Below are 17,773 nucleotides of genomic sequence, written 5' to 3'. Positions count from 1 at the left end.
CGCGAATATTATATGGTGATAACAAAAAGAAGGTTAAAAATATTCTTGTTGGAATAGATGTTGAAATTGGAGAGATACTTTTGGCAGATAGATTACGAGAAAAAAAAATCGATATAGACCTTGTCATAGCTCACCATCCTGAAGGAAAAGCTATGGCAAATTTTTACGATGTAATGGGTATGCAGGCTGATATACTTCATAAATTTGGTGTGCCTGTGCAGATTGCTGAAGCTATACTTGAGCCCCGCATAGGAGAAGTTTCAAGAAGAATGATGCCTGTCAATTATAACAGGACAGTTGATGCTGCAAGATTATTGGATATACCTTTAATGTGTGTCCATACACCTGCTGATAATGCTGTTACTGGACACTTACAAAAGCTTTTTGAAAAGAAAAAACCGCGCTATGTGAGTGATGTAGTAGATATTTTACTCGATATACCGGAATATAAGGAATCTTCATTAGAACAGGATATTCCTAAAATTCTTGTAGGCAATGAAAAAAGAAGATGTGGAAATATCTTTGTAGATATGACTGGTGGAACCGGAGGCTCCAAAGAGATGTTTCAGCATTTGGCTAAAACAGATGTAGGAACGGTAGTTGGTATGCATATTGGAGAAGACCATAGAAAAGAGGCAGAAAAGAATTATATTAATATTGTTATTGCAGGCCATATGGCAAGCGATTCAATGGGGATAAATTTGCTACTCGATAGACTTGTTGATGAGGATAAATCTCTTAAAATATATACCTGCTCGGGGTTTAAACGGTACAGTCGTCTGAAAAGAGCAAATTAAAAGTTGAGATATTATGTTGGTTGATAATTCAAAGATAGATGAAATTAGAAGGACAGCGGATATTGTAGATGTTATATCCGATTATGTTTCTCTTGTTAGGGCAGGGCGAAATTTTAAGGGATTATGCCCTTTTCATAGCGAAAAAACACCTTCTTTCATAGTTTCGCCTGAAAAGGAAATATTCCATTGTTTTGGATGTGGGGCAGGAGGCAATGTTTTTACATTTCTTATGCGGTACGAGAATTTATCATTTCCCGATGCTGTAAGATTCTTGGCAAAAAGATATGGCATTACTCTTACCTTTTCGAAGAGAGAAAAAGATAAAGAGACTCTGGATTTATTCTATCAAATCAATGAAGATGCAAAGAGGTTTTTTTGTTCAAATCTTCATACAAGAGTTGGCAGTCAAGCGCTTTCTTATTTAAAAAATCGTGGATTTGATGATGCTATCATTCAGAAATTTGAGATTGGTTATGCGCCTGATGATTGGGAATCGCTTACTCTTTTTTTAAGAAAAAAATATAAGGATTCAGAAATATTAAAATCAGGGCTCGTAGTTGGTAGAGAAGAAGGAAAAGGATTTTATGACAGATTTAGGAATAGGATAATATTTCCTATTGTTGACCGTTATGAAAGGACAGTAGGGTTTGGCGGCAGAATTATGGAAGAGGAAGGTGGGGCAAAATATATAAACAGCCCTGAAACTCCTATATTCAAGAAGAGCAAAATCTTATATGGATTCCCCTATGCAAAGGATGAAATAAGAAAAAAGAGGAGAGTCTTTATTACTGAGGGCTATATAGATGTAATTATGGCATATAAATTTGGGTTTAAAGAAATTGTAGCTCCTCTTGGCACTGCATTAACGGATGAGCATTTACGGATAATGGAGTTGTATGCAGATAATGTTTACTTTGTCTTTGATGCCGATAAAGCTGGCATCGATGCTGTTATCAGGGCATGGGAAAAAATATGTAAAACTAAACTTTCTTCAAAAGTGATAGTTTTGCCCCAAGGCGAGGATTTAGACAGTGCACTTAGAAAGAAGGGAAAAGAAGAAATTGAAAAGTTTATAGAAAATGCTCAAGATACAGGAGAATTTGTAATTTCAAAAATAATAGGCAATTTCGATTTGACTTCTGCAGGTGAAAAGAAAAAGGCATTGAACAGAGTTTTTGAACTGCTTTCATCGCTTTTAGATGAGTTCAATTTCGCCGTTTATGCTTCTTTTTTAGCCAATCGGCTCAAGATTGATGAAGGCATAATCGTTGATGCTTATAAAAATATAAAAAAAACCTTTAAATCTTTTAAGAAAAAAACTAATGAAAAGTATTCATTTTCTAATGAAAAAGATAAAACAGATGTGTTAGAATATCATCTTTTGATGATTGCACTTCTGTCAGAGGAATGGACAAAAAGGGTTTTTGATATAATTAGTCCCGATAGAATAGAAGATGCTACATTGAGAAAGATTGCATTAAAGTTGAATGAAATAGCGAATAAAAAAGGAATTGATGAGCTTGAAATTGTTTTTCAGCAGGAGGGAGATAGTGGTGTTATAAATAAATTAACTGAGCTTAGATTAAAAGGAGAAGAGCTTGTAGATGTTGAAAAAAGTTTCAATGACTGCATCAAAATGTTTCAGCGAAGAGAAATAGAAAGGAAATTGGAAAATAATAAGATTTTAATTGAAAAAGCAGTGAAGAGTGGCAACCAAACTGAAATAGATGTTTTGTTAAAGGAAAACCAAAAGTTACAGGCAAGTGTTAAAGGTAACTTAATGACTTCAACTTAAAAAGTGGAGGCTGTGCTGAATGTCTAATAAGAATGCTCGAACCATCAAACAGTTGATTAGTATAGGAAAAAAGAAGGGATTTCTTACTTTTGATGAAGTTAGCGATTTTCTTCCTGACAATTTGAGCGACAGCGACGATATTGATCAAGTTATGAATATGTTTGATGAAAACGAAATTGAAATTATTGACTCAAAACCAGTATCATCCGAGCCAGATTCTTCAGGAAATGGTGACAAAGAGGTTGATGAAGAAATTTTGGATGAGATTAAACTCAAATCATTGATGAAAACATCATCAACTTCACAATCAAGGAGCGATGACCCTGTGAGAATGTATCTTAGAGAAATGGGAAATGTATCCCTTTTGAGCCGCGAGGGAGAGGTCGAGATAGCTAAAAAGATAGAACAGGCAGAAAATCAAATAATCAATGCGGTAATTAGCACTCCCTTTGCTATAAGGGAAATTATTGAACTTGGAGAAAAGATAAAAAGTGAAAAGATCTCAGTTACAGATATAGTATCTCTGGGCGACTTCGATGAAGTGTATGCAGAAAAGGAGAAGAAAGAAGAAAAAAGAGTACTTTCTATCATAGAAAAAATCAAATCGAGGGAAAAGGAGTATAGCAAACGATTAGCGAATTTGAGCAGATTAAAACCTGATGGGAAGAGATATAAGACATTAAAAGAAAAAACTGATAAGACTTTTAAAGAAATAAAAAAGCTTGTCAAAGATATCCATTTGAGTATGCCTCGAATAAACGATATTGCCAATAAACTTGAGGATTTTGTTAAGAAGATAGAAGAAGAAGAGAAAGAGATTCTAAAATCAAGTCTTAAGATTAAGAATTATGAATCAAGAATTGAGCGGTTGAAAAAGTCCACCAGTAAAACTCGGAATCAAAGAAAAAAAGACCTTATGGCTTCTATTGAAGAGGAGAATAAAAATATAAGAAATGCAAAGAGAAGAATAAAGAGGATTGAAAATGAAGTCAGCCGCAGCAAGGAAGAATTGAAAGACACTGTAAAACTCATCCAAAATGGGAGGATTATAGATAAGAATGCGAAAGCTGAACTTGCAAAGGCAAATTTGAGATTGGTTGTAAGTATAGCAAAAAAATACACTAATCGCGGTTTGCAATTTCTTGACCTGATACAAGAAGGAAACATTGGCCTTATGAAGGCGGTTGAGAAGTTTGAATATAAGAGAGGATATAAGTTCAGCACATATGCAACATGGTGGATTAGACAAGCAATAACAAGAGCAATTGCTGACCAGGCAAGGACAATTCGTATTCCTGTGCATATGATTGAAACGATAAACAAATTGATAAGGACATCGAGACAGCTTGTACAGGAAAAAGGAAGAGAACCGACACCTAAAGAGATTGCAGAAAAGATGGAACTTCCAGAGGAAAAAATCAGAAAGGTCTTGAAAATCGCAAAAGAGCCTATTTCTTTAGAAACACCGATTGGCGAAGAAGAAGATAGTCATTTAGGTGATTTCATTGAGGATAAGAAAGCAGTCGACCCTGCAGATGCTGTGATAGGTCTTGACTTGAAGGAAAAAGTAAGAGAAATATTGAAAACCTTAACCCCAAGAGAAGAAAAGGTTTTAAGAATGCGCTTTGGTATTGATGTAAATGCTGAGCATACTCTTGAAGAGGTAGGTAAAGATTTCAATGTTACAAGAGAAAGAATAAGGCAGATAGAAGCAAAAGCACTTCGCAAACTTAGACATAAAACAAGAAGTAAGATTTTGAAACCCTTTGTGAGTTTAATCAATGGCTGATTGAGAGGATTTTGATGGGGCCCATAGCTCAGCTGGAAGAGCCACCGGCTCATAACCGGTAGGTCCCTGGTTCGAACCCAGGTGGGCCCATAGATGAGATTAATAATGAGCATAGAAGAAGGAATTGAAAAAAAATTAATTGGTTTTTGCAGGTTAACCTGCAATTAAAAAAGAGTGCCTTACGGCACTCTTTTTTTTTGTCTAAATGCTTTTTTTGAATCTACTTTTTAAATTGAGGAGAGAGAAAATTGGCGACAGAAATTCATACTCTTTTAGAATTGCAGAGGTTAGACAATGAAATTATTCTAATGGAGAAGAGAATAGAAGAGATACCTGTAGAAATAGAAGATGCCCGAGAGCATGTTAAAAAAGCCGAAGAGGAGCTGAAAAATTCTGAGGCAAAATATGATGAACATAAGAAAAAAATTAAACTAAAAGAGGGAGAAGTTGAAGATTTTAAAGAGAAAATGGTAAAGAATAGGTTAAAGCAAAATGAGGTGAAAACAAACGAGGAATATAGGGCTTTGCTTAAGGAAAACGAGCATATTGAAAAAAAGATAGATGCTCTTGAAGAGGAAATTATCATTATGCTTGAAGATACAGAAAACTTTAAAAAAGAAATTTCTGATATGAAGAAAATTCTTGAAGAGGAGAAGAAAAAACATCAAGAAATTGAAAATGAGAAGAATAGAGAACTACGGGAGATTGAAAAGAAAATAGTTGAATGTAAAGATAAGCGAAAAAAACTTGCTGATTCAGTCAGTGAAGAAAATTATAAGCAATATGAAAAATTGATGAAGATGAGGTCAAACAAGGCAATTGCAATAATCGATATGGATGGCATATGCACGGAATGTTCAGTGCTTATTCCACCCCAGACAGTTAATGAAGCAATTGCTGATGAGGAGATAAAATTTTGTCCCAACTGCCATAGAATGCTGTATTATACTGAGAATAAGGATCAATAGCTTTTTTCAAATCTTTGTCGGGATAAAGATTTGCCTGTAAGAAGATATCAAGAAAATAACATAAAAGATTTTGAGAAAAGAATTAATTTTTTAAAATTCCTAATCTTTTTAATTTTCTTTGTTGTTCTCATCCGCATATTTTTCCTCCAATATATTGATTATAAAAAATACTATGAGATGTCTCTCGATAACAAAGTTAAACTTATCGATAAATCAGCGTTAAGAGGGACTATTTACGACCGCAATGGCATTATTCTTGCAAGAAATATACCAAGTTTTGATTTGGCCATCATTCCATCAGGTATAGATTATTCAGATTTTAATATGATTGACCAATTGGGATTAATATTTGATGAAAGCAGAGAAAGTATTGTTGATGACCTTAAATCTGTGCCTCATACAAAAGGGACAAAGGCTGTAATTTTGCGAAGAGGAATAACAAGGAATGAAGTTGCAAGGATTGAAGAAAATAGCGATATTTTTAAGCAGATAGAGATAATCGTAGCTGAAAAGAGATTTTATCCCTTTAGGGATTTGGCTTCCCAAGTCATTGGTTATACAGGTTTCCCATCATCGGAGGACATTGCAGAGAAAAAACGCTTAAGTTTGAATACCTTCATTGGTAAGAGCGGCATCGAGAAATACTATGATGAGCTTTTACGCGGGAAGGATGGATGGTATGCAGTTTTAAAGGACACCTATGGCAGAATCAAGAAGACATCATCTTTTGCTGGCGAAGAGATACAGAGATTGAGCGTACAACCTGAAGCAGGAAAAGACATTCAATTAACAATTGATGTTGAACTTCAATCATTTGCGGAAAAGCTGTTGGAGGGGAGAAAGGGCGCTATCGTAGTGCTGGATATTCATACAGGTGAAATTCTTGCAATGGCGAGCAAACCATCATTTGACCCCAATATCTTTGTAGAAGGCATAAGCAGGAGGGAATGGAACGATTTGATTAAAGCAGAAGGGAATCCTTTTTTGAATCGCGGTTGTTCTACGGCTTATCCTCCCGGATCGATATTTAAGGTAGTTACCGCTATAGCAGCTCTGGAGAACGGTAAGATAAACAAATTTACTCATTATAGATGTAAAGGATCTATGATTATTGGTAATCGTCTTTTCCATTGTTGGAATAAAGCAGGGCATGGAAATATCGATGTCATAGATGCTATTCGGAATTCCTGCAATATCTTTTTTTATAATGTGGGAAGAAACCTCGGTTCTAATGAAATACTAAGATTTGCAAAAATGTTTGGATTTGGAGTGAAGAGTGGGATTGACTATCCTTTCGAATCTTCGGGCAGTCTTCCAAATTTGGATGGGAAGAAAAAGAGTAAAACAAAAGATATCGAGGCACCCTTGCTCGCAATAGGCCAAGGTGATTTGACAATTACTCCATTACAGGCGGCGCGTGCTATGGCGACAATAGCTTCAGATGGAATTATGCCTGTACCTCATTTTTTAAAAGGGAAAACAGTTAAATATGAAAAGATAAATATTTCAGAACAAACTTTAAATTTGATTAAAAAAGCTCTTTTTTCTGTTGTCAATCGAGGAGGAACTGGCATAAATGCCCGTCTTGAAAATATAGCAGTATGTGGGAAAACCGGTACCGCACAAGTGGCATCGAGTTATACCACTGGTGTATATAAGGAAAAAGGGATCCCTCTGCCTGAGAAACTTCGTGATCATGCATGGTTTGCTGGTTTTGCGCCTTATAAAAATCCCGAGATTTCATTTGCTATTTTTGTAGAACATGGAGGTTCAGGAGGTGCTGCTGCTGCACCGCTCGCAAGGGAATTGTTGAACTTCTATTTTAATCTTGATAAAGATAAAACCGAAAAGAGTATTTCAAATATTTAAGTTCAATAATAAATGGGAGAGAAAAAGTGCAAACAACATTGATTACAGGAGGCGCAGGTTTTTTAGGTTCACATTTGACTGAAAGACTCCTTGATGAAGGTCATGATGTAATTTGTATGGACAATCTCATAACAGGAGATATGGACAATATAGCACATCTTTTTGGCAATCCACATTTCAAGTTTGTAGAATATGATGTAACTCATTTTATTTATGTCCCGGGCAAGCTTGACAATATTTTGCATTTTGCTTCCCCGGCAAGTCCTGTTGACTACCTTGAATATCCCATTCAAACTCTAAAAGTAGGTTCTCTTGGAACTCATAAGGTCCTTGGTTTGGCAAAGGAAAAGAAAGCTCGTTTTTTACTTGCATCAACTTCTGAAGTGTATGGTGACCCCCTTGTCCATCCTCAACCGGAAACTTATTGGGGAAATGTCAATCCAATTGGACCGAGGGGTGTTTATGATGAAGCCAAAAGATTTGCAGAAGCTATGACTATGGCATACCATCGTTATCATAATGTTGATACCCGAATAGTAAGGATTTTCAATACCTATGGACCGAGGATGAGAATAAATGATGGCAGAGTATTGCCAACATTTATGTGTCAGGCATTGAAGGGTGAAAATCTTACTGTTTACGGAGATGGATCTCAAACAAGAAGTTTTTGCTATGTGTCTGACCTTGTTGAAGGGATTATACGACTTTTGAATTCAAATATAAATGAACCTGTAAATATAGGAAATCAGGAAGAAGTCAGCATTTTGGAGTTTGGGAAAGAAATAATCGAACTTACTAATAGTAAAAGTAAAATTGAGTTCAAGGAACTGCCTCAAGATGACCCGAAAGTAAGAAAACCGGATATTTCAAAAGCGGCTAAGCTTCTTGATTGGAAGCCAGTGGTAAGCAGAAAAGAGGGAATAATGAAAACAATTGACTATTTCAAGGAAAAATTGGGGATCGACTAAGCTTTTTTGATGGTCATTTCTTATTTTTTAATTTTGACAAGAAATTGAATTTTTAATCTTTTTAAGAATATGTGCGAATGGCGAAAATTGCAGTCATAGACCTTCTTTTCCATTGGCCGCCTGATGGAGGTTCCCGAGTTGATTTAAAAGAAATTTTTACAAGAATTTCCAAGTATCATTCTGTAACTTTTTTTGTTCCTGAATTTTTGAGATATTATCCAAGAGGAGAAATCCTTTCTCCAGTGGACGGTATCGATATTGAACTTATAAAATTCAATCCTCTGACATACAATTTTTTTCAAGTGCCTCTGAGGATTAAAAGAGCTGTTGACAAATTCAAGCCCGACTTTGTCTTCATTGCTGACGGAGAGCTGATAAAACCTTATGTTGTCGATGCAATGAGAGAATACAAGCCAATAGTAAGGTATTATAGTTATGACAGCTTTTGCATAAAAGATTACGGCACATTATTCCGAGACAAAAAGATATGCTCACGATGTTATCTTGACACTCCTTTCTATTGTCTCAAATGTTCGCTTGCATGGGTTTTAAAATGGCATCCAAGAAATGCCACTCATACATTTTTTACATCCCTTGCCTTTACACCATTACTGTATAGAGCTTTCAAAAGAGGTCTCTCATCTGCTGGTGGCGTTATTGTCTATAATAACTATATTGCTGAAATGGTAAAAAAAGTAAATAAGAAATGTTATGTTGTGCCATCAGGCGTGGATACATCTCTTTTTACGCCAAAGGAAAAAAATAGTAGAAATGATAAATTTACCATTTTGATGTCAGGCAGAGTAAATGACTATGGCAAAGGATTTCATATTCTTTATAAAGCATGCAAAAAACTTTATAGAAAGGGATACAATATAGAAGTACTTATCACTGGTGAAAAAACTGTTGATGACGATTTTGTAAAATCTGCTGGGTGGCTAAATCCTGAAGAGCTGCCTTCACTTTATTCTAAAGCCGATGTTTCTGTTGTACCTTCAATATGGATGGAACCATTCGGTATTGTTGCTGTTGAATCTCTTGCATGCGGCATTCCTGTAATAGCTTCAAATACAGGGGGACTTGCAACTATTGTTGAAGATGGTGAGACAGGAATCCTTTTTAAAACAGGCGATGAAGATGAGCTTTCCAACGCCATTGAAAAGTTGATAAATGATAGGAAACTTCTTCAAAAAATGGGAGAAAAAGCCCGAATGAGCGCTGTTAAACGCTTTGATTGGGATATGATTGTTAAAAATCATTATCTTCATCTTTTTGAGAAATAGAGGAATAATTTTTGATGAATATTTCACTATATATACCTTGCTATAATGTATCAGCTTACATAGACGAATGCCTAAAAAGTGTATTTCAACAGACAATAAAAATTGATGAGGTTTTAATTATCGATGATGGCAGTACTGATAATACATTGGAAATTGTTTCTAAATATAATGTAAAGGTTTTAGAGCATAAAAAAAACAAAGGACTTTCGGCGGCAAGGAATACTGCTCTTAAAAATGCAAAGGGAGATTATATCGCATCTCTCGATGCCGACTGTGTGCCTCGAAATGACTGGCTTGAAAATTTGATGAAGGAATTCCAATCAGAGGATATCGCAGGAGTGGGTGGGATGTTAGAGGAAGGGTTTCAGGAAAATACGGCTGATCTTTGGAGGACCCTTTATATGCCACAGCACTGGGGCAACGAAAGGATAGAAAATCCGGAATTCTTATTTGGAAGCAATAATGTTTTCAGAAGGAAATATTTAATCAAAACAGGTGGTTATAATGAGAAGCTTGGCAACAATGGAGAAGATTATGATATGTCAAGCCGTCTAAAAAAATCAGGATATAGACTTATTTATACTCCTTTTGCAAAAGCAGTCCACATGAGGCGGGATACAGTTTTGTCCTTGATGCGCACTCACTGGAATTGGTATAAAAGATTTTATGAACCAACTAAACTTTCAAATATTCTTTTTAGAGTTAGATATAATCTTCATTGTTGCAAAGAAAGATTCAAAAGAGACTTGAAACACGGTAATTACCATCTTCTTCCAGTTGAGTTATATTTTCCTTTTGACCAGTTTGGCAGGGATATTATTTACTATTTGAAAAATTGAGTTATTCGTCAATCTTCATTTTTTTGTTTTCGCCAGTCTTGAGCTAAACTTTATCCTTGAAAATGAAAAGCGGTTTATAAGGTGCAAAGGGCGGGAAAAGTAATAACTAATCAATTTTATGCCTTTTGCATCGCTGCCGTATATGTCTTTCATCCTCTTGGGTGATGGGAATATGTGGGTTGCTAAAAAGAGTAATTTTTTCCATATTCCGGGTTTTTTAAAAAATGTCATCCAACCGTCTAAAAGGATTTCATCTGATTTTTCACAAAGTAAAAATTTGACAACCGTTTCAGCAAGATTGATACAAGTATCTGAAGATAATTTTTCAGATTCGTCAGCTAATTTTATGACTTTTTCTGTTGGGAAGAAAATCTTTGTCATAGCAAGAGAATAGGCAAGGGAATCAAGAAGGTTATTTTTTGAAGCCCTTTCAAAGAGTATTTTACTATTCAAAGAGTCAGCATATTTATCAATAACAGCATTTATATCACAACAATGTCTTGGAATAAATCTTAAGTCGGCTATGTGCGATTTTTTCGCAATATGTGCGGATATGGATAAAAGAAGATTTTCCGCAGAAGGAATCTTATAGTTTTTTCCATCTTTTGATTCTTTACAGTCTTCCCATATCCAATTGGAGTTTGGTGCATCATCGAAAAATGTGTCTGCTGTTTTAAAATGTATTTCTATGGGTGAATTGAATCCGGGATAATAATAATGTGGCATATGATTTAAATTTTCAAAACACCATTTTAAATCACCTGGAAAGTTTGTTGCAGTAAAACCGTTTTCACGGAGGATATTATCAACATCTTTAATGTCATCTGGTTTAATCATAATGTCAATATCGCTTAAATATCTCATCGCTGGTTGTGGATATATGTCGCTTATTAATGCAGTGCCTTGAAGAAGCAGAAAGGTTTTTCCGTTTTCTTTGAAAAGTTGTGAAAGTGTATCCAGTATTTGTGAAATCAGTGCGTTCCTTGCTGCATTCGAGTGGTAAAGATGCTGAAGTTTGAGCTTCTCTTTCTCTGGTAAAAGATCTAATAAACCTGCTTTCTTTAAATTGGTGAATATTATTCCACTAAGACCATACTTGAAGATTGTCTCTACGCTATTTTCCCACTGCAGGTAATCAATGGTTAAGGATTTAAAGTTGTTATTTTTGATTCTTTCCGCAAATATTGGTGAAGCCAAAAGCAAATATCTTTTTTCTTCTCTAATCAGATTAGCTATGTCAAAGACAAAACTTTCTTTTATTTTAGACATAGAAGATTCAACCTTTAAGTAACAGCCAACGAAAAATAGCTCAAGACAATCAATTAAAGAATATCTACAAAAATATATTACTACGACAAACTAGGATTATGAAGAAAATTTTATGAAGATTGACTTAAAGATTTTTGATGAATAATAAAAGTTTCAATTTCTTAATTCAAGATTATGGCTACCCGACCTTCTTCAAGGAAATTGTTTTTTTTGTTTTCAAATTCAATTTTGCGAGAATCTCTGTTGGGTATGACTATTTCATTTGACCCTTTTCTTCCTTCAATTGCTCTTATAACAAGAGGGTGAGGGCCTATGCGCGGATTTGCCAAGGCGCTTTTCAAATCATTTGTATAAACTACGATATTCCCTTTTTTAACATCATTTGCTGAAAACTTTGATATTCCATAAATTTCTTTTCCTCTTTCATTTATAATTTTTGGGAAAAGCACTGGGACGAGATGTAAATGTCGAGCATCAATGACAAGTCCTGAATATTCTCCTTTGACTGTTTTAATTGGAGTTGCAGTTGCACTCAAAAACTGGTTCGAAAGATTTCTTCTTCTCAATTTTTCTATCAGTAATTTATCAGGATTTTCAATTTCTGCCTCAGCTTTTATATGAGGCAACAGAAAAGAAGATAATTTGCCATATATTTGAATGACAAGCGTAGTTTTGGCAGTTTCTTCAGAAACAAGATAAGTACGTTTTTCTGCCAGTTTCACAACATTGTTAATCTTTGCGCCTACATATCTAATGCTTTTATTCAAATCTTCAACAGAAACTTTTGAATCAAGTTTAACTTTTTTAATAATTTCTATAAGATTTTTCTTGGCGAGAATTACTGATTTTTCTTTTGCAAGGCTTTGAGCAAGTCTAAATGGTTTGATGTTATTATCGACTTTTGCAGTGCCCCAAGCATATATTCTGCCTTGTGACCAATTGATTTTGCCGTTGTCAAAATATTGTATTGTGTCAGCGCTATGGGAGTAAGTTGATATTATTAATACAAGAATGCTCGAAATGGCAACTATAGTAAAGTTTAGTTTGTTTTTCCTCTTAAAATTATCCATCATATATATTTAACTAAGTGAAAAATGGTTTCAAATCAAGATAAAAAGATTATAGAGAGCTGGACGCTATTTGTGAAACTGCCTCTATGACTTTTGTGGAATCATTGTCATTGTTGAAAAAATTGACTGAAAATCTAAGGATATTACCCGTACGAAAGTGCCGTGCAATGATATTAAACTTTTCATAAAGCTTTTTTACCGCTATGGCGGCATCAATGTCATTCAATTGTATTGAAAGAAGTCCTGAATCGGGATATTTAGAGTAGTTGGAGGGTGTGAGGATATCTATATTTTTAATCTTGGAAAGTTCTTCAATCAATGCCTTTGTCTTACTTTTAATCGTTTCTTCGATTTCTTCTATTCCAGATTCCATCAATAATGAAATTCCTTCATCCAATCCTTTCATAAGTCCAGCATTTGTGTCAAACATTTCAAAGCGTTTTGCTGATGTATGTAATTCCATATATGGTTTGACAAAATCAAATTTTTTTATTGACCTATATCCTGCGTTAATACTTTGAATCTTTGGCAGCCAATCCTTTCTTATGTATAGGGCACCTGTGCTTTCAGGCCCTAGCATCCATTTTTGGCCTGGTATTGCGTAAAAATCGCATCCCAATTTGTGTACATCTACATTTATTTGTCCTGAAGATTGGGCGCCATCTATTAGCGTTGGAATTCCCTTCTCATTGGCAATTTTACATATCTCTTCAATAGGAAAACGAAATCCAGTCATACAGGAAATATGGCTTAACATAATGAGTTTTGTTTTTTTATTTATTGCGTCTCTTATACTTGATAAAAATTTTTCAGGAGAGGCAGTTTTGACAACTTTAAGACTGATCCCCTTGAGATTCTTAAGCTGAAGCCATGGGACAATACCTGCCGGGTGCTCTTCAGAAGAAATAATCACTTCGTCGTCCTTTTTAAATGAAAAGCAGGTTACGATAATGTTGATTCCTGATGAGGTATTTTGAGTTATGGCTATTTCATCATCTTCTGCTTTGAGAAATTTTGCAATTTTCGTTCTCAATGAATTTCGTATTTCTTCCTGAATGTCTCTCATTTTGAGGCTTCCAACACCTTCTTCAAGCTCGATTCTGTTTATTTTATCAATTGCTTCATAGACATTTTGAGCGCGTGGCGAACACCAACCTGTATTCATATAAACAAACCTATTGAATACGGGGAAGAGGAACCTTATTTTTTCTATCTTATCTTTTGAAATCATTTTAACTAGCCATCAGAAATGAATAATATTTTTAAGGCGATTACTGATTGACAATTACTTTTTTCGCTTTTTAGGTTTCCTTTTCTTCTCACTTAAAATTGCGGAAAGCTCTTTCATAAATTCATTAATGTCCTTGAACTGCTTATACACAGATGCAAACCTCACATAGGCAACATCATCAAGCTCGTGAAGTTTATTGATTACAAATTCACCTATTTTAGAACTTGGGATTTCTTTTTCACCTGTTTCTCTGATTAACATTTCAATTTCTTCAACAAGCGCCTCCTGCTCATTAATACTTATAGGCCTTTTTTCACATGCTTTTGCTATGCCGGCAAAGATTTTTTGTCTGTCGAATGGTTCTCTTCTTCCATCCTTTTTGATTACCATAGAGACCACATTTTCAATCCTCTCATATGTCGTAAATCTTTTCCCACATTTGAGACACTCTCTGCGCCTTCTGATGCTTGTGCCGTCCCTGCCTGTGCGTGAATCCACAACTTTGTCTTCATTATATCCGCAATTCGGACATTTCATTTAGATAAGTTCCTTATCTGAGAAACTAATTGAAATTGCCTTCAATTTTTATTCGTTTGATTCCTGCTTCTTCGAGCATTTCTTCTGCAAGGGAATCAGGATATCCTTCATAATAATATATTTCCTTTATTCGAGCATTGATCAGCATTTTGGCACAAAGGGAGCAGGGATGGTGTGAACAGAAGATTTTTGCATCAGCAATGTTGACTCCCGAAATTGCTGCTTGAATTATTGCATTCTGTTCGGCATGTAAAGCCCGACAAAGCTCATGCCTTTCCCCTGAAGGGATATTGAGCTTTTCCCTCATACATCCCTTTTCGAGACAGTGCATCAGTCCTGAAGGTGCTCCATTATATCCTGTGGCAAGAATCTTTTTGTCTTTTACAATTACACATCCCACCTGACGTCTTATGCATGTTGACCTGCTCTTTACTATATGAGCAATCTGCATAAAATATTCATTCCATGAAGGACGTTGTTGAGAATTTTTATTCTTCATTCTGAAGCCGGTGGCTGTAATAGGGGAATTTTTTACAAAGCTCTTTAACTTCATTTCTTACTTTATTAAGAAATTCTTCATCATCTCTCTTTTCTATGACATCGTTTATCCATTTTGCCAGAGTTTTCATTTCATTCTCTTTCAGCCCTCGAGAGGTGACTGCAGGAGTGCCTATTCTAATGCCGCTTGTTATGAAAGGACTTCTTGTTTCAAAGGGGACTGTATTTTTATTGACTGTAATGCCTGCTTTTTCCAATGCTTCTTCTGCTTCTTTGCCTGTTAGATTTTTATTGTTGAGATTAACAAGCATAAGATGAGTATCAGTGCCGCCTGATACAAGATGAAAGCCATAATTTAATAACTCTTTAGCAAGCGCTTGCGCGTTATTTATTATCTGTTTCTGATATGCCTTGAATTCATCGCTCAGCGCTTCTTTGAAAGCAACGGCTTTTGCCGCTATTACATGCATAAGAGGCCCGCCCTGTATTCCGGGGAAAATTGTCTTGTTTACCTTCTTTGCCAATTCTTCATTGTTCGTCATTATCATTCCGCCTCTGGGGCCTCGCAATGTTTTATGGGTGGTTGTCGTTACAAAATCACAGTAGGGCAAGGGATTTGGGAAGAGGTCTGCCGCAACCAATCCGGCGTAATGGGCAATGTCAGCCATTATGAGAGCGCCTGTTTCATCAGCAATTTCCCTGAATTTTTTGAAATCTATTTTTCTTGGATATGCACTTGCACCTACTACAATTAACTTTGGCTTGTATTCTTGGGCAAGACTTCTTACTTGTTCGTAGTCTATGGTTTCAGTCTCTTTTGTTACTCCATAGAAATGGACATTGTATAATATGCCCGAAAAATTGACTGGGCTTCCATGTGTGAGATGTCCGCCATGTGATAGGTCCATTCCTAAAATATGGTCTCCCGGTTTGCATACAGAAAAATAAACGCCCATATTTGCCTGAGAGCCTGAATGCGGCTGCACATTGACAAATTGAGCACCAAAAATTTTTTTAGCTCTTTCTATTGCAAGGGTTTCAGCTATATCAACATATTGGCATCCACCATAGTATCGTTTGCCCGGATATCCTTCAGCATATTTGTTGGTCATTATACATCCCTGTGCTTCAAGGACTGCTTCACTAACCATATTTTCAGATGCAATAAGCTCGAGTTTGTATTCAAGCCGTTCTGTTTCGCCTTTGATTGCTTCTGCAAGTTCAGGATCAATATCTTTTAGTCTTTTCAATTTGTTACTCCTTAATTTTTATTTGTTATAATTTTTATAGAGCTCTTCTTCTATGGCTTTGATTTTATCAAGTCGTCTTTGATGCCTATCGCCTGCAAAAGGGGTTTCAAGCCATATCTTGGTGATTTCAAGAGCTGTTTCTTCATCGATATCTCTTTCGCCCAATACAAGTATGTTTGAATTGTTGTGTTCTCTGCTCATCTTTGCGGTAAAAGAATTGTGGCAAAGAGTTGCTCTTACTCCGGGGAATTTGTTTGCCGTAATTGACATTCCAATTCCAGTGCCGCAGATTAGTATTCCTTTTTCTGCTTTTCCTTCTGAAATCCTTTTTGCTACTGAAACTGCAAAGTCAGGATAGTCACAAGATTCCTCATTGTTTGTTCCAACATCTTCAAAAGGAATGTTTTTTTGGGAAAGATATTTTTTTATCCTTTCTTTTAGTTTAAATCCCCCATGGTCGGCGCCTATGAGTAACATAATTCTTTGCCCTCAATTTTTGATTAAATCTCCTTTCGAGTTATATTGAAGGAAGGATAGTTGTCAAGAGAACATTTTCCAACACTGCTTTAAAAGACAAATAGAAAAATTTTTATATTCTATTACGCTTTTTTATTGTCCTCCTTCCTGTAAGCGGTCAACTGACAGTATAAGCGAAAGTTGTGTATTTTAATAAATCGTTGGGACTGCCATAGAAGTTTTTTTCTATTCTTTCTGTGTTGACATTGCCAATAAAATAATTAGAATGTCTTTGTCTATTTAAGCCGAAGTGGTGGAACTGGCAGACACACCATCTTGAGGGGGTGGCGCCGAGAGGCGTGCGGGTTCGAATCCCGCCTTCGGCAGTTTTTATATGAATCTATTCTTTGTCTTTCTGAAACAAAGTATAAATATAAGGCCGTAAATCTCCTGATGGCATTCTATGAGTATAATCGAAAGAATCTATAAGGGTGAATTTATTACCTAAAAATTCTGAAAGCATTCTTTCGTCATATCTCTTTATATCAAGACCACTGCATCTTTTAGCTCCTTTAAGTGAGAATGCGGCAATTATTACATAACCACTGAGTTTTACGGCATTGGTGAGAATTTCCAAATACGATTTTCTTGCCTCTTCATCCGTCAGAAAATGAAGCACAGCTCGGTCATGCCACAATGAAATGTTTCGAAGATTCAGCAATTTTTTTGGTTCTGATAGATCATCGATAATCCATTTGACTTTTGAAGAAAATTCATTGCCAAGCCTTTTTTTTAGTTTTGATATTGCAATATCGCTTATATCTGTTGCAATAATATTTCTGTATCCTTCACTTAGAAGATTATGGATTAATGTAGATACTCCACAACCTACATCGATAATTGCTTCATCTCTTTTTATATCGCATTTTTTTATTAATTTGAGGGATTGAGTTGGAATGGGTTCATACCACCCAAGTTTTTCTACAGGTTTCGATGAATAAACTTCATTCCAATGATCTTTCAGCATTTCTTACCTCAGTAGCCATTGATGGACGAATGCTGCAATAAGCCAAATACCAAAACTTGCTGCCAATGTGATAGTTAGTGAAAGCTCTCTTTTAAAGCATAGAAATGCTGCAACAAAAAATAGGATG

General features: G+C 35.5%; 16 protein-coding genes and 2 tRNA genes. 10 read left to right on the top strand and 8 right to left on the bottom strand.

Going from position 1 to position 17,773, the window contains the following annotated elements:
- The 9 genes from D6734_02775 to D6734_02735 all read left to right on the top strand — a co-directional run.
- A partial coding sequence (locus D6734_02775; GenBank protein RMF97154.1) for an NGG1p interacting factor NIF3 occupies positions 1-797 on the top strand: 797 nt, incomplete at its 5' end.
- A gap of 13 nt (positions 798-810) precedes the next feature.
- On the top strand, positions 811-2,592 hold the full coding sequence (locus D6734_02770; GenBank protein ID RMF97153.1) for a DNA primase: 1,782 nt from the start codon (positions 811-813) through the stop codon (positions 2,590-2,592).
- Between the two features lie 19 nt (positions 2,593-2,611).
- Positions 2,612-4,381, top strand: coding sequence for an RNA polymerase sigma factor RpoD (gene rpoD, locus D6734_02765; GenBank protein ID RMF97152.1), 1,770 nt, complete (start codon positions 2,612-2,614; stop codon positions 4,379-4,381).
- A 17-nt stretch (positions 4,382-4,398) separates the two neighbouring features.
- Positions 4,399-4,471 (top strand) — tRNA-Met (locus tag D6734_02760).
- A 158-nt stretch (positions 4,472-4,629) separates the two neighbouring features.
- A complete protein-coding gene (locus D6734_02755) occupies positions 4,630-5,349 on the top strand; it encodes a hypothetical protein (protein ID RMF97151.1) in 720 nt (239 codons plus the stop codon).
- 30 nt (positions 5,350-5,379) lie between these two features.
- Positions 5,380-7,218, top strand: a complete 1,839-nt coding sequence (gene mrdA / locus D6734_02750; GenBank protein RMF97150.1) for a penicillin-binding protein 2 — start codon at positions 5,380-5,382, stop codon at positions 7,216-7,218.
- A 26-nt stretch (positions 7,219-7,244) separates the two neighbouring features.
- Complete coding sequence (locus D6734_02745) at positions 7,245-8,186, top strand: SDR family oxidoreductase (protein ID RMF97149.1); 942 nt, start codon at positions 7,245-7,247, stop codon at positions 8,184-8,186.
- A gap of 77 nt (positions 8,187-8,263) precedes the next feature.
- On the top strand, positions 8,264-9,469 hold the full coding sequence (locus D6734_02740) for a glycosyltransferase family 1 protein (GenBank protein ID RMF97148.1): 1,206 nt from the start codon (positions 8,264-8,266) through the stop codon (positions 9,467-9,469).
- A 14-nt stretch (positions 9,470-9,483) separates the two neighbouring features.
- Positions 9,484-10,308, top strand: a complete 825-nt coding sequence (locus D6734_02735) for a glycosyltransferase (GenBank protein RMF97147.1) — start codon at positions 9,484-9,486, stop codon at positions 10,306-10,308.
- Positions 10,309-10,323: 15 nt separating this feature from the next.
- On the opposite strand, the gene D6734_02730 is transcribed toward D6734_02735, so the two are convergent.
- The 7 genes from D6734_02730 to rpiB all read right to left on the bottom strand — a co-directional run bounded on the left by D6734_02730 (position 10,324) and on the right by rpiB (position 16,640).
- Positions 10,324-11,577 (bottom strand): hypothetical protein, encoded by a 1,254-nt coding sequence (locus tag D6734_02730; GenBank protein RMF97146.1) that lies wholly within the window; start codon positions 11,575-11,577, stop codon positions 10,324-10,326.
- A 161-nt stretch (positions 11,578-11,738) separates the two neighbouring features.
- Positions 11,739-12,647 (bottom strand): hypothetical protein, encoded by a 909-nt coding sequence (locus tag D6734_02725; protein ID RMF97145.1) that lies wholly within the window; start codon positions 12,645-12,647, stop codon positions 11,739-11,741.
- Between the two features lie 49 nt (positions 12,648-12,696).
- A complete protein-coding gene (locus D6734_02720; protein RMF97144.1) occupies positions 12,697-13,878 on the bottom strand; it encodes an aminotransferase class V-fold PLP-dependent enzyme in 1,182 nt (393 codons plus the stop codon).
- A 54-nt stretch (positions 13,879-13,932) separates the two neighbouring features.
- Entirely contained in the window at positions 13,933-14,415 is a 483-nt protein-coding gene (nrdR, locus tag D6734_02715) for a transcriptional repressor NrdR (GenBank protein RMF97143.1), read from the bottom strand.
- Between the two features lie 25 nt (positions 14,416-14,440).
- Positions 14,441-14,914 (bottom strand): cytidine deaminase, encoded by a 474-nt coding sequence (locus tag D6734_02710; protein RMF97142.1) that lies wholly within the window; start codon positions 14,912-14,914, stop codon positions 14,441-14,443.
- Positions 14,904-16,163 carry a serine hydroxymethyltransferase gene (locus D6734_02705; protein RMF97141.1) on the bottom strand — a complete coding sequence of 420 codons (1,260 nt, stop codon included), beginning with the start codon at positions 16,161-16,163 and terminating at the stop codon, positions 14,904-14,906. The genes D6734_02710 and D6734_02705 overlap by 11 nt, the downstream gene beginning before the upstream one ends.
- Before the next feature lie 18 nt (positions 16,164-16,181).
- Positions 16,182-16,640 carry a ribose 5-phosphate isomerase B gene (gene rpiB / locus D6734_02700; GenBank protein RMF97140.1) on the bottom strand — a complete coding sequence of 153 codons (459 nt, stop codon included), beginning with the start codon at positions 16,638-16,640 and terminating at the stop codon, positions 16,182-16,184.
- 283 nt (positions 16,641-16,923) lie between these two features.
- On the opposite strand from rpiB, the gene D6734_02695 reads away from it, so the two are divergent.
- Positions 16,924-17,005: transfer RNA gene (locus tag D6734_02695), tRNA-Leu, on the top strand.
- 14 nt (positions 17,006-17,019) lie between these two features.
- Here the strand turns inward: D6734_02695 and D6734_02690 are convergent.
- Complete coding sequence (locus D6734_02690) at positions 17,020-17,646, bottom strand: methyltransferase domain-containing protein (protein RMF97139.1); 627 nt, start codon at positions 17,644-17,646, stop codon at positions 17,020-17,022.
- Positions 17,647-17,773 lie beyond the last annotated feature (127 nt).

It is taken from the genome of Candidatus Schekmanbacteria bacterium (assembly GCA_003695725.1).
Lineage (GTDB): Bacteria > Schekmanbacteria > GWA2-38-11 > GWA2-38-11 > J061 > J061.
The sequence above is the reverse complement of the archived record's forward strand: the minus strand, read 5'-3'. Positions and strand labels throughout refer to the sequence as shown.

Coding starts and splice junctions, on each gene's coding strand:
- D6734_02735 (RMF97147.1), top strand. CDS start 9,484: ATGAATATTTCACTATATATACCTTGCTATAATGTATCAGCTTACATA.
- rpiB (RMF97140.1), bottom strand. CDS start 16,640: ATGTTACTCATAGGCGCCGACCATGGGGGATTTAAACTAAAAGAAAGG.
- D6734_02770 (RMF97153.1), top strand. CDS start 811: ATGTTGGTTGATAATTCAAAGATAGATGAAATTAGAAGGACAGCGGAT.
- nrdR (RMF97143.1), bottom strand. CDS start 14,415: ATGAAATGTCCGAATTGCGGATATAATGAAGACAAAGTTGTGGATTCA.
- rpoD (RMF97152.1), top strand. CDS start 2,612: ATGTCTAATAAGAATGCTCGAACCATCAAACAGTTGATTAGTATAGGA.
- D6734_02690 (RMF97139.1), bottom strand. CDS start 17,646: ATGCTGAAAGATCATTGGAATGAAGTTTATTCATCGAAACCTGTAGAA.
- D6734_02720 (RMF97144.1), bottom strand. CDS start 13,878: ATGATTTCAAAAGATAAGATAGAAAAAATAAGGTTCCTCTTCCCCGTA.
- D6734_02725 (RMF97145.1), bottom strand. CDS start 12,647: ATGGATAATTTTAAGAGGAAAAACAAACTAAACTTTACTATAGTTGCC.
- D6734_02730 (RMF97146.1), bottom strand. CDS start 11,577: ATGTCTAAAATAAAAGAAAGTTTTGTCTTTGACATAGCTAATCTGATT.
- D6734_02740 (RMF97148.1), top strand. CDS start 8,264: ATGGCGAAAATTGCAGTCATAGACCTTCTTTTCCATTGGCCGCCTGAT.
- D6734_02710 (RMF97142.1), bottom strand. CDS start 14,914: ATGAAGAATAAAAATTCTCAACAACGTCCTTCATGGAATGAATATTTT.